This is a genomic window from Nocardioides sp. YJ-D4 (genome assembly GCF_054031495.1).
Genome location: NZ_CM132932.1, coordinates 3,157,501 through 3,172,926 on the forward strand (window position 1 = coordinate 3,157,501; position 15,426 = coordinate 3,172,926).

Here is a 15,426-nt window from a genome sequence, read left to right on the forward strand (position 1 = left end):
GTGATTCCGAGAGTAGTGGCGAGCGAAATCGGATGAGGCCAAACCGGTTACCTGTGATAGACGGCAGTTGTTGGGTAGTCGGGGTTGTGGGATATGTCTTTCATCGTCTGCCGGCGGTGAGCTCAGTAAGAAACCAAGCATGAAGGTGAACCAGTTGGGAAGCTGGGCCGTAGCGGGTGATAGCCCCGTAATCGTATGTGTTTGGCTGGGTTGATGTACTTCCCAAGTAGGACGGCACTCGTGGAATGTCGTGTGAATCTGGCGGGACCACCCGCTAAGCCTAAATACTTCTTGATGACCGATAGCGGACCAGTACCGTGAGGGAAAGGTGAAAAGTACCCCTGGCGGGGAGTGAAATAGTACCTGAAACCGTGTGCCTACAATCCGTCAGAGCCCGGCCGGCCACTTGTGGCAGTGGGGGTGATGGCGTGCCTTTTGAAGAATGAGCCTGCGAGTTAGCGGTGTGTGGCAAGGTTAACCCGTGTGGGGAAGCCGTAGCGAAAGCGAGTCCTAATAGGGCGATTGAGTCGCGCGCTCTAGACCCGAAGCGAAGTGATCTAGCCATGGGCAGGTTGAAGCGCCGGTAAGACGGCGTGGAGGACCGAACCCACTTCAGTTGAAAATGGAGGGGATGACCTGTGGTTAGGGGTGAAAGGCCAATCAAACTTCGTGATAGCTGGTTCTCCCCGAAATGCATTTAGGTGCAGCGTTGCGTGTTTCTTGCCGGAGGTAGAGCACTGGATAGCCGATGGGCCCGACCAGGTTACTGACGTTAGCCAAACTCCGAATGCCGGTAAGTGAGAGCGCAGCAGTGAGACAGTGGGGGATAAGCTCCATTGTCGAGAGGGAAACAGCCCAGACCATCAGCTAAGGCCCCTAAGCGATAACTAAGTGGAAAAGGATGTGGAGTCGCAGTGACAACCAGGAGGTTGGCTTGGAAGCAGCCACCCTTGAAAGAGTGCGTAATAGCTCACTGGTCAAGTGATTCCGCGCCGACAATGTAGCGGGGCTCAAGTTATCCGCCGAAGCTATGGCACTCCGGTTTTCCGGGGTGGGTAGGGGAGCGTCGTGTATCGAGTGAAGCAGCGGAGTGATCCAGCGGTGGACGGTACGCGAGTGAGAATGCAGGCATGAGTAGCGAATGATGTGTGAGAAACACATCCGCCGATTGATCAAGGGTTCCAGGGTCAAGCTAATCTGCCCTGGGTAAGTCGGGACCTAAGGCGAGGCCGACAGGCGTAGTCGATGGACAACGGGTTGATATTCCCGTACCGGCGAAGTGACGCCCATGATGAGGCGCATGATGCTAACCATCTGAAGCATGCGTGACCGATCCCTTCGGGGTGAGGCGTGTGTGTGGAACATGGGACCCAAGTGTGTAGTAGTCAAGTGATGGGGTGACGCAGGAAGGTAGTCGAACCGTAGCGATGGTTGTCTACGGGTAAGCGTGTAGGGCTGTGTGTAGGCAAATCCGCACACTGTGTGCCTGAGACGTGATACGGACCCGTTTGGGGAAGTCGATGATCCTATGCTGTCGAGAAAAACCTCTAGCGAGTCATGAGCCGCCCGTACCCCAAACCGACTCAGGTGATCAGGTAGAGAATACCGAGGCGATCGAGCGAACCATGGTTAAGGAACTCGGCAAAATGCCCCCGTAACTTCGGGAGAAGGGGGGCCCGGATCGTGAACCCACTAGCTGGGGGAAGCGTGAAGGGCCGCAGAGACCAGGCCCAAGCGACTGTTTACTAAAAACACAGGTCCGTGCGAAGTTGTAAGACGATGTATACGGACTGACTCCTGCCCGGTGCTGGAAGGTTAAGAGGACGGGTTAGCCTCACGGCGAAGCTCAGAATTTAAGCCCCAGTAAACGGCGGTGGTAACTATAACCATCCTAAGGTAGCGAAATTCCTTGTCGGGTAAGTTCCGACCTGCACGAATGGAGTAACGACTTGGGCGCTGTCTCAACCGTGGACTCGGCGAAATTGCACTACGAGTAAAGATGCTCGTTACGCGCGGCAGGACGGAAAGACCCCGGGACCTTTACTATAGTTTGGTATTGGTGTTTGGTTCGGCTTGTGTAGGATAGGTGGGAGACTGTGAAGCGCACACGCCAGTGTGTGTGGAGTCATCGTTGAAATACCACTCTGGTCGTACTAGATGTCTAACTTCGGACCATGATCTGGTTCAGGGACAGTGCCTGATGGGTAGTTTAACTGGGGCGGTTGCCTCCTAAAGTGTAACGGAGGCGCTCAAAGGTTCCCTCAGCCTGGTTGGCAATCAGGTGGCGAGTGTAAGTGCACAAGGGAGCTTGACTGTGAGACAGACATGTCGAGCAGGGACGAAAGTCGGAACTAGTGATCTGGCCACGGCATGTGGAAGCGTGGTCACTCAACGGATAAAAGGTACCCCGGGGATAACAGGCTGATCTTCCCCAAGAGTCCATATCGACGGGATGGTTTGGCACCTCGATGTCGGCTCGTCGCATCCTGGGGCTGGAGTAGGTCCCAAGGGTTGGGCTGTTCGCCCATTAAAGCGGCACGCGAGCTGGGTTTAGAACGTCGTGAGACAGTTCGGTCCCTATCCGCCGCGCGCGTAGGAAACTTGAGAAAGGCTGTCCCTAGTACGAGAGGACCGGGATGGACGAACCTCTGGTGTGCCAGTTGTACCGCCAGGTGCATGGCTGGTTGGCTACGTTCGGAAGTGATAACCGCTGAACGCATCTAAGCGGGAAGCACGTTTCAAGATGAGGTTTCCCACCCTTTATGGGTTAAGGCCCCCTACAGACTATGGGGTTGATAGGCCGGAGGTGTACAGCAGTGATGCCCAGCCGACCGGTACTAATAGGCCGAGGGCTTATCTTTCATAAACCCTCAACAAAAACAACAAACGAAGACCGTCAAGTCTCGCGTCCACAACCAACTGTTGTAACACAGGTTTGGTCACCCCCTGCGATGCAGGGAGCGTGATCTCTAGAGTTACGGCGGCCATAGCGAAGGGGAAATACCCGGTCCCATCCCGAACCCGGAAGTCAAGCCCTTCAGCGCCGATGGTACTGCAACCGAGAGGCTGTGGGAGAGTAGGACGCCGCCGGACATATCTTTGCGCAGGGCCACCTCTTCGGAGGTGGCCCTGCTGCCATTTGTGCCCATTGTCGAGGTGATTATGAGGCCTCTTCGCGCCACGCCCGGTTGACGTGGGCAGCGGCGCGAGGTCCAATGTCATAGTTGCAGTCCGTACCAACAACACCTCGAACAAGGAGTTCCCATGGTCAAGAAGCTGCTCATCGCCGCCGTCGTTGCCGCGGGTCTCGGCGTGGCCATCAAGCTGGTCACCAGCCGCTGATCCAGAGCTTCTCCAGCTGCCCGGTGCCCTCGAGGTGCCGGGCAGCTGTCATTTGGTGCCCTGGGACGCTTCCTCGTCCGGAGTGGCCGTGGCAGCAGGAGCGATGGGCTCTTCCTTCGGGACGTCGACCTCAGCCAGCGACCGGCGAGCGCCGGGGATGGCGAGGATGCCGCCGACCATGAGGAAGAGCAGCACGCCGGCGAGGACGAGCAGGGACTCGACCGAGAACTGGTCTGCGAGCGGGCCGAAGACCACCATGGAGAGCGGCATGGCAACGGACATGACGATGCCGACGATGCCGAAGACCCGCCCCTGCATCTCTGGTTCGACGCGCTCCTGAAGGATCGTGAACGCGGGTGCGCTCAACGCCGAGAAGGCGACTCCGATCAGCAGACCGAAGACGAAGAAGACCCACATGTTCGTGGAGACTCCGAGTCCGACGACAAACAGTCCGATGAGGACGACGGAGCCGACCATCAAGCGCATGCGGTGAACGATCTTGGGTCCGAACGCGGCCATGGCGGCACCGCCGGCCAGCATGCCGAAACCCCAGAACAACTCGTTCGCAGTGAGCTTCCAGACCTCGTCGCCGAAGGTACGCGTGACCATGAGCGGGGTGAGGTAGGAGGGAGCTCCGACCATCACCATGACCAGCGTGAAGAGCACGAGGATCCAACGCACGTGCGCATGGGTCGAGACGTACTTGAGGCCGGCGCGGAGGTCGCCGAAGTAGGAGACCTTCCCCTGGTCGGGGCGTACGAGACGGGCGACCGGGACGAGGGCCAGGAGGCCGACACCGATGAGGGCCGTGATCGCGTCGATGAAGAAGACGGCGACGATGTCCATGCTGGCGTAGATCACCGCGGCGAGTGCCGGCGCGAGGAGCGTCATCGCGGACTGGATGGTCTGGAAGGCGCCGTTGATCCGGAGCAGCTGGGACTCCGGCGCGATCTGCGGGATCATCGCGGTGACGGCAGGCATCTGGATGCCGGCGAAGACGGAGCGGATGGCCAGGGCGAGATAGATGATCCAGAGGTCGTCGATCCCGCTGACCATCAGTCCGGCCAGGATCAGGGTGGCGACCGCGATGGTCGCGTCGGAGCCCATGATCAGGAACTTGCGGTGATGTCGGTCGGCCCAGACGCCGCCGAAGATCGACATGAACGCCTGCGGGAGCATGCCGAAGACGAGGCTCAGCATCAGCACCGACCCGGAGCGGGTCTCGATGGTGAGGTGCCACATCACGGCGTACATCACCAGCATCGAGCCGAGCAGGGAGACCGTTTGGCCGGCGAGGAAGATCGCTGCGTTGCGCCTCCAGCCGGGAAGCTCGTCGGCGGGCATGCCGACCAGCCTTTACCCGGACGCGGAACGCGTCAACCGACTTTGGTCTCCCGCGGCTACGCCAGGATCAGCGGCGGGCCGTGGTGGCTCGAACGGGCGAGCACGTCGCCGTCGAGGCTGAGCGCGGGACCGTCGGTGCGGATGTCCCAGCCCGAGGCCGTCTGCGCCGGCGGGACGCCTTCCATGGTGACGTGGGCGATGGGCAGGCGCCCACGCGCGTCGGCGACGGCAGCGCGTACGCCGGTGCGTACCTCGATCGGCCAGTACTGCTCGGTGATCGACTGCCAGACGACCGTGAGGACATCGGTGTCGGTCGTGTCGGTGAGCTGTTCCTTCAGCCAGGTGTCGGCCGAACCGACATCGACAGTGGGCGGGTCGCCGGCCGCGGCCCGCAGGGCACCGGCGAGCCGGGCGTGACGATCGACCTGGTGGGGCCATACGAACGAGGTCAGGTACTCGCGGCCGGCCGCGGTGGAGACATCGACAGGAGCGAGGTCGCAGCCACGGCGCGCCACGACCTCGAACGGAACCGGACGCACCCCGGCGCTCTGGGTGTCGATCGCCAGCGGGCTGTCCGTGGGCCCGTACGCCCAGTCCTCGCCGTGGAAGTGGTAGCGGTCGACGAGCAGGTTGAGCCCCGCCGAAGCGCCCGGCTCGAGCAGCCGGATGCGGTGCAGGCCGGTGCGGCGTACGGCCTCGAAGATCCCGATGAGGAGGCAGGCGGAGCGGCCGACCTCGTTGGTCTGGGGCGCCACCTCCAGACCTACGCGGAGCTCGTCGACGTGAGCTGCGACCACCTCCTCGAACACCGGCCAGGCGGTGACGTACGCGTCGGTGCCGCCGAGATTGGGATAGAAGCGTTCGAGCTCGGGAGCGTCGCCGCGAAGGACGATGCGGTGAAGAGCCGCCAGGAGGCGCAGCTGCACGGCATCCGCGCGGGAGGCGTCGAGGTGATCCCGGCAGATCTCCGCGATGGGACCACCCGCATCGAGGTCGTCCGCGAACCGGTTGAGCACCCAGCCGTAGAGGTGCTCCTCGTGGCCGAAGTGGTCGCGGAAGAGCTCGGAGAGAGTCGCCATGGGCACATCCAAGCACTGACACGTGCTAGGCAGCATAGGTAAGGTAACCCTTACTTACAGCGAATGGAGCAGGGCATGGGATTCGACGACGGTCGGAAGCTGAAGGGCGTGTACGCGGCCGAGGTGCTGCACAACAAGCAGGTCACGCCGCACATGGTGCGGCTCACCTTGGGAGGCGATGATCTGCGACGCTTCCCGCAGCGCGGCTTCGACCAGTGGTTCCGGCTCTTCCTGCCGCGACCGAACGGGGAAGCCACCAACTTCGACGCGGTGCCCGAGAAGCTCGGGACGATCGACTACCTGAAGTACCTGAGGCATGGCGACCGGCCGCCGCTGCGCAACTACACCGTGCGCGAGCACCGGCCCGACCTCGGTGAGATCGACGTCGACTTCGTCGTGCACGGGGATCTCGGGATCGCCGGCCCGTGGGCGCGTACCGCGCAGCCCGGCGAGCGGGTCGTGCTCATGGATCAGGGCACGGGCTTCGACTACGCTCCGGACGCGTCGTTCCACCTGCTCGTCGGGGACGAGTCGGCCCTCCCGGCGATCGTCGGGATCCTTCGAGACATGCCGCGCGACGCGCGCGGTCTGGCGATCATCGAGATCCCGGACATGGCCGACGTCCAGGACGTCTCCGGGCCCGAGGGAGTCGAGGTGCGATGGCTGGCTCGAGGTGACTCTGACGGACAGCCCGGGGCGCTGGCGATCGCCGAGGTGAAGGCGTTCAAGCCCGAGGCGCCGGCCACGCTCTCGGCGTACCTCGTCGGTGAGCGGACGATCCCGGCCGAGGGGCGTCGCCATCTGGTGTCGCTCGGGGTGCCCAAGTCGCGGATCACCTTCGTCGGGTACTGGCGGATCGGCAAGGCGCAGGCATAGAGCCTGGCGCTCGCCGATCCACCGGGTGCCGCGTTGACCTCAGACGAGCAGATCCTGGATGGAGGTGCGGATCTGGTCGAAGGCGAGCCAGGCGAAGAGCAGGGCGCAGATGATGAGGCCGATGTTGGAGACCCACTTGTTGCGCCACTCCGCAGGGGTGTGGCTGGTGTTGAGGAGCCAGAGCAGGGTGACGGCCAGGAACGGCATGAAGAAGGCGCCCAGGACTCCGTAGATCAAGATCAGCCAGGTGGGCTCGTCGGCGAGCAGGAGCCAGATCATCGGGGGGAAGGTGAGCCAGAGGATGTAGGAGCGGTACCAGATGCCGCCGCTCTTGGCCTCGGGCTCGTCCGCCTTTCCGCGAATGGTCCCCATGAAGTCCGCGAACATCAGGCTGACACCGTTCCAGACGCCGACGAGCGAGGACATCGCCGCGGCCCAGAAGCCGATCAGGAAGAGCTTGCCGAACCAGTTGCCGTAGCGATCGGCAAGCACCCTGGAGAGGTCGAGCATGCCCTGGTCACCGGTGCCGATGGCGATGTTGGCCGAGTAGAGCAATTCAGCGCCGACGATGAGGGTGGCGACGACGAAGATGCCGGTCACGACGTACGCCGTGGTGTTGTCGATCCGCATCACGCGCATGAACTGCGGCGTGTGCCAGCCCTTCTCCCGCAGCCAGTAGCCGTAGGCGGCCAGGGTGATCGTGCCGCCGACGCCGCCGGCGACCGAGAGGATGTTGACCAGGGAGCCTTCGGGGATCGTCGGGACCAGGCCGACGAGGAGGTCGGGGAGGTTGGGCAGGGTGACGAGCGCCGCGCCGACCATCGTCACGAACATGATGCCGACCAGAACCGCGAGGAACTTCTCGAAGAGGCCGTAGCGGCCGGCCCAGACGATGGCGAGACCGATCAGGCCGGACAGGATGCCCCAGACCTTCACCGACGCGAAGGAGAACAGCGCAGTCAGGGCCAGGCCGGTGCCGGCCATCGCGGCGGCACCGTAGATGAAGCCCCAGATCACGATGTAGGGGCCGAAGTAGATCGTCGTCCAGATGCCCAGACGCCGCCAGCCCTGGAAGATCGTCTCGCCGGTCGCCAGGCTGTAGCGCCCGGCGCCCTCGACCAGGACCACCTTCAGGACACATCCGACCACCACGGCCCACAGCAGGGCGTAGCCGTACTTGCTGCCGGCGATCAGGGTGGCGACCAGGTCGGCGGCGCCGACACCGGTCGCGGCCACGACGAGGCCGGGACCCAGGATCCGCCACCGTGGGGTCTGAGTGGTCTCTGGCGTCGCTGCTTGTGACATGAGCGACAGGTATACCCCGTTTTAGGGAAGATCAGCGACTTTTTGCCGAAGGACGGCACGCTCGCGGTCGTTCATGCACATTTCTGCCGCCCGCTCCAGCTCCTTGCGTGCCTCGACGGTCCGGCCGAGCCGCCGCAGCAGCTCCCCGCGTACGGTCGGGAGGAGATGGGTGTGGTCGAGCCGCTTGTCCTCGGCGATCCGGTCGACGATCTCCAGGGCTCGCAGCGGTCCGTGGGCCATCGCCACCGCCACGGCGCGGTTGAGGTCGACGATCGGGTTGGGTGCGATACGGCCCAGCGCCTCGTAGAGGACGATGATCCGCTCCCAGTCGGTCGTCTCGACCGAGTCGGCGACCGCGTGGGTGGCGGCGATCGCGGCCTGGAGCCCGTAGGGACCGAGGCCCCGTGGGGTCGCCTGCTCGAGGGCGGCCACGCCGCGGCGTACGGCACCTTGGTCCCATCGGGTGCGGTCCTGGTCCTCGAGGAGGACCGGGTCGCCGGCGGCATCGGTGCGCGCCGGGAAGCGGGAGGCGGTCAGCTCCATGAGCGCGAGCAGTCCGTACGCCTCCGGCTCGTCGGGCAGCACGCCGATCAACACCCGGGTCAGTCTCCGTGCCTCGCGGGCGAGGTCGGTGCGGATCAGATCCTCGCCGGAGGTGGCGGTGGAGCCCTCGGTGAAGATCAGGTAGAGGACGTTGAGCACGCCGGCCAGACGCTGCCGGCGCTCGTCGGGCGAGGGCACCTCGAACGGGACCTTCGCGGCCGCGATCGTCTTCTTGGCGCGGGTGATCCGGGCCTGGATCGTCGGCACTGGCACCAGGAACGCCCGGGCGATCTCCTCGCTGCTGAGGCCGCCGACGACCCTGAGGGTGAGCGCCACCCGGGCCTCCTTGGACAGCACCGGGTGACAGGAGACGAACATCAGCGCGAGAACGTCGTCATCGATCCGCTCGATGTCCAGGTCGGCGTCGTACGCCTCGTCCTGGTCGTGGGCGATCGCCTCGTACTTCTCGCGCTGGACCCCGGCGCGGCGGATCGTGTCGATCGCCCTCCGCTTGGCGGTGGTCATCAGCCAGCCGACCGGGTTGGCCGGCTGGCCGTCGCGTGGCCAGGAGACCAGCGCCTCCGCGAGGGCCTCCTGGGCCGCGTCCTCGGCGAGGGCGAAGTCGCCGGTGTAGCGCGCGAGCGCGCCGACGATGCGGGCGGACTCGATGCGCCAGATCGCCTCGACGGCGCGCGTCGCGTCACTCATCGGTGTCTCCTCGGATGGTCGTGGTTCTCAGAGCTGCCCGGTCTTCGTGCGCCAGTCGAGCTCCTTCTGGATCCAGGGGTTGTCCTGCGGAAACTCGTCGATCGTCGGCACCCGGCGGATCTCGACGGCGGACCCGGGGAAGCCACCGATCCGCTTGGCCCACTCGACCGCCTCCTCCTTCGAGCCCACCGAGATCAGGTAGAAGCCCCCGAAGAGCTCCTTGGTCTCGCCGTAGGGACCGTCGGTGACCACCGGTGCCTCCTCGGCGTCGGTGTAGGTGACGACGGTGTGCTCCTCCGGGTCCAGCCCCTCCATCGCGAGCAGCACGCCCGACTTGATGAGCTCGTCGTTGAGCTTCCCCATCTTCTCGAGCATCTGCTCGAAGGGGATGGCGGCCATCGCGGCGTTCTGCTTGTCCTCGTCGATGGTGCGCCAGATCAGCATGTACTTCGGCATCTCGGTTTCTCCTGTGTCGGTCGGGCCGTCTTGCCGGCCCGTTCACCCCTTGGTCGAACGAGGTCTACGCGGGATCGACAACGCTGCCAAGAATATTTTCGAAGGGGAGTTTCGCTCGTGGGTAGGTTGGGGTTGTGAAGATCTCGCTGTGGCCCAGTCCCGCCGTTCCCACTGCCGACATCCTTGCCGAGGCACAGGCGGCTGACCAGGCAGGTTGGTACGGCGTCTGGTTCGCCGACCACTACATGCCCAACACCGGCTCCGAGGACATCGACGACGGGCCGATGCACGAGGTCTGGGGGGTCCTCCCGGCGCTGGCCGCGACCACCGAGAACGTACGCATCGGGCCCCTGGTCTCCCCGACGACGATCCATCACCCGGCGCTGCTCGCGAACCGGGCCGCGACGATCGACCACATCGCCGGCGGGCGGTTCGTGCTCGGCATGGGTGCCGGCTGGCAGATCAACGAGCACAAGGCGTACGGCATCGACCTGCCGAGCGCGAAGGTGCTGGTCGACCGGTTCGAGGAGGCGATCGAGATCACCCGATCGCTGCTCGACAAGCCGCGTACGACCTTCGAGGGGACCCACTTCCAGCTCACCGACGCTCCCTGCGAGCCGAAGCCGGTGTCCTCGCCGCTGCCGATCCTGGTCGGCGCCAAGGGTCCGCGGATGCTGCGCGTCGTCGCCCGGCACGCCGACGAGTGGAACACCTGGGGCACGCCCGAGAGCGCCGGCGCGGTGCGGGCCAAGCTCCTGGAGGCGTGCGAGCAGGTCGGCCGCGACCCCGCGACGATGAAGACGACCACCAACCTCATGCTCGACCTCGACGGTGCGAACCCGGGCTTCGCCCGGACGCAGACCGGATCGGCCGGTGAGCTGCAGGACCTGATCGGCCGCTACGTCGAGGCCGGGTTCGACGAGTTCATCCTGCCGACCTGGAACCTCGGCGACACCGGTGCCGAGCGGATCGAGCGCGCGGCACAGCTCAAGGCCGAGGTGCTCGACCCCGCGCTCTAGCTGCTCGGGCGCGCGAGGATCGCACTGTTGATCACGTCTGTTCCCGGAGCGTCGACCTCGGGGTTGGCCTCGGCGACCACGTTCAGGCCGGCGAGAGCCGGCGGGCCGACCTGCGGGTAGAGCAGCGTACGCAGCCCCCGGGCGCTCCGCGCCAGGACGAGGCCGCCCGGCGCCAGAGAGGTGACCGCCTTGCCGAGCACCTCGGCCTTGGCGGCATCGTCGGACCCGACCAGGCCGGCGAGGAGCACGACGTCGACGGGGTGGGGTGGCGTGGCGGCGGAGGCCTCGGCGTGCTCGAACGTCACGCCGACGGCGCCCAGACGTCCGAACGCGGCGGAGGAGAGCCGGATCGCCTCGGCGTCGTGGTCGACGCAGTGCACCGCGACGCCCTGGTCGGCCAGACAGAGCGCGGTCAGGGGGAGCGGGCCCGAGCCGAGGAGCAGCACGTGCCGTGGGACGGTGCCCTGGCGGCGTACGGCTTCCAGCTCCATCTCCACGAGGAGCCGGTAGTTCTCGCGGTAGGGGAAGCGGGCGAACGCCGCCGCGGGGTCGGGGGAGCGCGCGATCCGGTCGGCCCAGACCCGCTCGAGCGCGTGCTCGCCGGCGGACGCGACCGATCGGAAGAGGGCCGGTGAACGCGACGGCGGCAGCGCGGCCAGCACCGCGTCGGCGTCCGGCTCGGGCACGCTGAGCACCGCGGTCACCAACCGGTTGAAGAGCGCGTTGACGACGATCCCGGGCTCCAGCGACGGTTGGTCGAGGAGGTCGTCGAGGGTGGAGACGAGACGTTCGTCGATGGCTTCGAACGTTCCCGGATTCACAACCGGTCACCCTTCCACATCGGTGACGGCCGCTGCACGGTGTTCCGCCAGGCGCCCGCTCCGCGGCACGGAAGTCGCCTCACCCGTATCGCACGCGTCGGCGACTCGCTTCTGGGACGATGTAGAACCACGTCACTCGGCTCCGACGTATCCCCGTAAGCACGCCTACGGAAGGCGCCGACGAAAGGGAAGAGCCATGAAGTACGTCATCCTGATCCACTCCAACCCGCAGCCGTGGGGTCACCCGACGGGTGACTTCATCCCCGAGTTCCAGTCGCTGCCGCAGGCCTCCAGGGAGAAGCTCAACGCGGCCTTCGAGGGGATCATGGAGGAGCTCTCGGCCAACGGCGAGCTCATCGGCGGGCAGGCGCTCGCGGATCCGGCCTCGGCCAAGCTCTACCGCTGGGAGGCCGGCGAGCCGATCGCCACCGACGGCCCCTACTCCGAGGCGAAGGAGCATCTGGCCGGCTTCTTCCTGATCGACGTCGAGTCCCAGGAGCGAGCCGAAGAGGTCGTACGCAGCTTCAGCGGCCCCGGTGAGACGGTCGAGCTGCGGCCGGTGGCAACCTACTGACATGACGGTGACGGGAGTCGAGGACGTGTGGCGGCAGGAGTCCGCCCACGTCCTCGGCGCCCTGCTGCGGGTCCATCCCGACCTCCCCGACTGCGAGGACGCCGCCCAGGAGGCGCTGATCGCCGCCAGCCAGAAGTGGCCCTGTGACGGGCTGCCGGCAGACCCGAGGGCGTGGCTGATCCGGGTGGCTCATCGGCGGCTGATCGACCAGATGCGCGCGGACACGGCCCGGACCCGGCGCGAGGTCGCCGACGGGATCGCCCGGCGGCTCGACGAGCCGGACCCGGAGGCGGTGGAGATCGGCTCGGCCTACGACGACTCGCTGCGGCTGATGATGATGTGCGCCCATCCCGCGTTGCGCCGTCCCTCCCAGGTGGCGATCACGCTGCGGTGCGTGGGCGGTCTGACGACGTCGGAGATCGCGGCTGCGTACCTGGTCCCGGAGGCGACGATGGGGCAGCGGCTCAGCCGGGCGCGGGCGTCGCTGAAGGACGAGGAGTTCTGCTCGCCGGCGCCTGACGAGCTGCCCGAGCGGATCGCCTGCGTGCTCGACGTCTGCCACCTGATCTTCAACGAGGGCCACACCCGCACCAGCGGCCCGGAGCTGCAGGGCATCGAGCTCACCGACGAGGCGATCCGGCTGACCCGGATCGTGCGCGGAGTGCTTCCGGAGCACGACGAGGCCACCGGCCTGCTTGCTCTCATGCTGCTGACCCAGGCCCGATCGCGCGGTCGCGTCGATCACCTCGGCGACCTGATCCCGCTCAAGGACCAGGACCGCTCGCAGTGGGACCAGGAGCTGATCCGCGAAGGTGTGACACTGCTGGAGGACGTACTCCCCGAGGGTCCGGTGGGGCGCTACCAGCTGCAGGCGGCGATCGCCGCGGTCCATGCCGAGGCGGAGTCGTACGAGGCCACCGACTGGCTCCAGATCAACCTGCTCTACGGGATGCTCGCGCAGGTCGCGCCCTCGCCGGCGGTCACGCTCAACCGGGCCGTCGCCGTGGCGATGAGTCTCGGGCCCGAGCACGGGATCGAGATCGTACGAGACCTGCTGGAGCACCCCGCGATGCAGCGCCACCATCGCGCCCACGCCGTGCTGGCGCACCTGCTCGAGCAGTCCGGTGACGTGGCGACGGCTCGGGAGCACTACGTGCTGGCGGCCCGGCTGACCCAGAGCGTGCCGGAGCAGCGCTACCTGAACCGCCGGGTCGAGTCACTCGACCAGGCGTGACGGCTCGCAGCTGACGGATCACATCTGTACGGCACCATCGATGACGAGGATGATCCCGAAGATCGCGAACAGCGCGGCGGCGCCATACTTGATCACGTTCTCGGGGAGCTTGCGGCCGAGGAGGGCGCCCACACCGATCGCGAGCGCGTCGGCGGCGACCATCCCGACCGTGGAGCCGATCCAGGTGCCGAGCCAGCCCTCCTGAGTGGCCAGGGTGATCGTCGCGAGCATCGTCTTGTCGCCGAGCTCGGCCAGGAAGAACGCGATGCCGACGGCGATGATCGCCATTCCCCTGCTGTTGCGAGCCTTCTTGGCCTCGTCCTCGGTGAGCTCGTCGCCGCGCAGCGTCCATCCGGCGAAGATCAGGAAGGCGACTCCCGCGACGATGGTGATGTAGTGCTGGTGCTCGGCGAAGGCGTCTCCGATGAGCGCGCCGATGGCGACCGAGGCCAGATGGACGATCGCGGTGGCGGCGGTGATCCCGAGGATCACGTCGCGAGCCCGGTAACGGGTGGCGAAGGTCATCGCCATGAGCTGGCTCTTGTCACCGAGCTCGGCGACGAAGATGACCGCGGTCGAAAGCAGGAAGGCGTACACGGGGTTCCTCTCCGGCACCGGCCGGAGGAGTCCCATGAGGGGTTGATCGTCCTTCGACCAGCACCGTCATGTTGATACGGATGCATGGTCGAAGGTCTCGTCCGCCACTTCGTGGCCGATCGCGCCGGGCCCTGAGGCCAGTGTGTCGACGCGACTGTTGAGGACTACTCCCCTTCGCGCCTTCAGTCTAGGTGACGGGTCTGACGCAGTCGCATTCGGGCGGTCGCCGGCCGGTTCGCTGAATTCCGTCATCCGAGATCCGATCCTGGTTAGGCTGACTTCATGGACGAGGCCGGAGTGCGCGCGGTCCTCTTCGACTTGGACGACACGCTCGTCCCGAGCGGCCACCCCGCCGAGCACGCCGCCGTGGCCAGGGGGATGGGCGCGGATCTCGGCGTCGACCCCGATGCCTTCGCGGCCGCGGTCGCGGACACCTTCGACGAGCGCGTACGCGGTCTGATGGCCGATGTGCACCACACCGTGCGCTACCTGGCCCGACGGGTCGGCGGTTCGCCGACCGAGTCGCAGGTGGAGAGCGCGATCACGCGGCTGCTGGACTTCTCGCTCTCCCTCCATGCCGCGACCTGGGCGCTGCCGGCGCTCAAGTCGCTGCGCAAACGAGGGTTCAAGCTCGGCCTCGTCGCCGACTGCGGGGCGGAGACGGTCGCGATCTGGCCGCAGAGCCCGCTCGCGGACCACCTGGACGCCGTCTCGTTCTCCTGCCAGACGGGCGTACGCAAGCCGGACTCGGGCGCCTACCTCGTCGCCGCGGCGGCGCTGGAGGTGCGCACGGGCGAGTGCGTCTACGTCGGTGACGGCGCCGACCACGAGCTCAGCGGCGCCGAGGCGGTCGGGATGCGGGCGGTGCGGTTCCGGTCCCGGGCGCTCGAAGAGCCCGACGAGGCTGTTGTCTCCGACCTGGATCCCGACTGGAGCGGGCCGACGATCAGCGACCTGGGCGAGCTGGTCGGGATGATCGGGATCCCGATTCCGCGCGAAGGGTCCGCATCGCGGACGTTCGTCTCCGGCAATGTGGTGCCGTGGGGTTCCAAGAGATCGTCCCGCTGATCTCCGGGTGCGCTCGGCGCTCGTCCGGACGGCGTCTCGAGGCGGCGTCCGTCGTCGGGTCAGGGTCCCACTTCTGAGGGCCGATGTCAGCCGAACCAGCGATTCGCCGGGCGTTCGGTCCGCTCCTCGGCACGGTGCCGGAGTGCCATCGAAACGGTGTCCGATATCACACCGAACCTGTTACCTGTCTTTTGACAGGTTGAGCGCCCGCCGGGCTGGCCCTGTCTTCCCGGGGATCGCTCCATCAGGCGGCACCGCACGCGGGAAATCGGCAGCAAATGGTCCTTCCCCCCTAGCGAGTTCCGACCGAAAACGGTAAGAATCGATCGACCGACAGGGAAGAATTTCTCCGACTCCGACCCCACATTTCGGACTCAGATCTCCAACAGTCTTGGTTTGCCCCCGACGCCCTTGACCTACATGCTTACCTGTCAGTCGACAGGTTAATCATGCTTCAAGG

At 65.8% G+C, this 15,426-nt stretch carries 12 protein-coding genes and 2 rRNA genes (1 of these 14 only partly in view); 7 read left to right on the forward strand and 7 right to left on the reverse strand.

Annotated features, from left to right (window positions below):
• Together ACW14X_RS15020 and rrf are read left to right on the forward strand one after the other, a co-directional pair.
• A 23S ribosomal RNA gene (locus tag ACW14X_RS15020) occupies positions 1-2,861 on the forward strand; it begins 232 nt to the left of the window's first position.
• A gap of 115 nt (positions 2,862-2,976) precedes the next feature.
• Positions 2,977-3,093: ribosomal RNA gene (rrf, locus tag ACW14X_RS15025) — 5S ribosomal RNA — on the forward strand.
• A 297-nt stretch (positions 3,094-3,390) separates the two neighbouring features.
• Here rrf and ACW14X_RS15030 read toward each other — a convergent pair.
• Positions 3,391-4,686: an MFS transporter gene (locus ACW14X_RS15030; RefSeq protein WP_160026201.1), complete on the reverse strand. Its 1,296-nt coding sequence runs from the start codon at positions 4,684-4,686 to the stop codon at positions 3,391-3,393.
• A gap of 56 nt (positions 4,687-4,742) precedes the next feature.
• Positions 4,743-5,765, reverse strand: a complete 1,023-nt coding sequence (locus ACW14X_RS15035; protein WP_160026202.1) for a DUF2332 domain-containing protein — start codon at positions 5,763-5,765, stop codon at positions 4,743-4,745.
• 75 nt (positions 5,766-5,840) lie between these two features.
• Here ACW14X_RS15035 and ACW14X_RS15040 point away from each other — a divergent pair, with 75 nt between their 5' ends.
• Positions 5,841-6,641, forward strand: a complete 801-nt coding sequence (locus ACW14X_RS15040) for a siderophore-interacting protein (protein ID WP_160026203.1) — start codon at positions 5,841-5,843, stop codon at positions 6,639-6,641.
• Between the two features lie 39 nt (positions 6,642-6,680).
• Here the strand turns inward: ACW14X_RS15040 and ACW14X_RS15045 are convergent, their stop codons facing one another.
• From ACW14X_RS15045 to ACW14X_RS15055, 3 genes are read right to left on the reverse strand one after another with little or no spacing between them, the layout of a single operon-like run.
• Positions 6,681-7,946 carry an Nramp family divalent metal transporter gene (locus ACW14X_RS15045; protein ID WP_457162508.1) on the reverse strand — a complete coding sequence of 422 codons (1,266 nt, stop codon included), beginning with the start codon at positions 7,944-7,946 and terminating at the stop codon, positions 6,681-6,683.
• Between the two features lie 21 nt (positions 7,947-7,967).
• The gene (locus ACW14X_RS15050; protein WP_457162509.1) at positions 7,968-9,197 is read right to left on the reverse strand and encodes an RNA polymerase sigma factor; all 1,230 of its coding nucleotides are present in this window, start codon (positions 9,195-9,197) and stop codon (positions 7,968-7,970) included.
• 27 nt (positions 9,198-9,224) lie between these two features.
• Positions 9,225-9,653, reverse strand: a complete 429-nt coding sequence (locus ACW14X_RS15055) for a YciI family protein (RefSeq protein ID WP_160026206.1) — start codon at positions 9,651-9,653, stop codon at positions 9,225-9,227.
• Between the two features lie 134 nt (positions 9,654-9,787).
• Here ACW14X_RS15055 and ACW14X_RS15060 point away from each other — a divergent pair, with 134 nt between their 5' ends.
• Entirely contained in the window at positions 9,788-10,672 is an 885-nt protein-coding gene (locus ACW14X_RS15060) for an LLM class flavin-dependent oxidoreductase (RefSeq protein WP_457162510.1), read from the forward strand.
• Here the strand turns inward: ACW14X_RS15060 and ACW14X_RS15065 are convergent.
• Positions 10,669-11,493 (reverse strand): nicotianamine synthase family protein, encoded by an 825-nt coding sequence (locus ACW14X_RS15065; protein WP_457162511.1) that lies wholly within the window; start codon positions 11,491-11,493, stop codon positions 10,669-10,671. The genes ACW14X_RS15060 and ACW14X_RS15065 overlap by 4 nt on opposite strands.
• A 196-nt stretch (positions 11,494-11,689) precedes the next feature.
• Here ACW14X_RS15065 and ACW14X_RS15070 point away from each other — a divergent pair, with 196 nt between their 5' ends.
• The gene (locus ACW14X_RS15070) at positions 11,690-12,067 is read left to right on the forward strand and encodes a YciI family protein (protein ID WP_160026209.1); all 378 of its coding nucleotides are present in this window, start codon (positions 11,690-11,692) and stop codon (positions 12,065-12,067) included.
• A 1-nt stretch (position 12,068) separates the two neighbouring features.
• Positions 12,069-13,301 (forward strand): RNA polymerase sigma factor, encoded by a 1,233-nt coding sequence (locus tag ACW14X_RS15075; RefSeq protein ID WP_457162512.1) that lies wholly within the window; start codon positions 12,069-12,071, stop codon positions 13,299-13,301.
• Between the two features lie 18 nt (positions 13,302-13,319).
• Here ACW14X_RS15075 and ACW14X_RS15080 read toward each other — a convergent pair whose 3' ends face one another.
• Positions 13,320-13,934 (reverse strand): TMEM165/GDT1 family protein, encoded by a 615-nt coding sequence (locus ACW14X_RS15080; protein WP_457162513.1) that lies wholly within the window; start codon positions 13,932-13,934, stop codon positions 13,320-13,322.
• 246 nt (positions 13,935-14,180) lie between these two features.
• Here ACW14X_RS15080 and ACW14X_RS15085 point away from each other — a divergent pair, with 246 nt between their 5' ends.
• Positions 14,181-14,966, forward strand: coding sequence for an HAD family hydrolase (locus tag ACW14X_RS15085; RefSeq protein ID WP_457162514.1), 786 nt, complete (start codon positions 14,181-14,183; stop codon positions 14,964-14,966).
• Positions 14,967-15,426 lie beyond the last annotated feature (460 nt).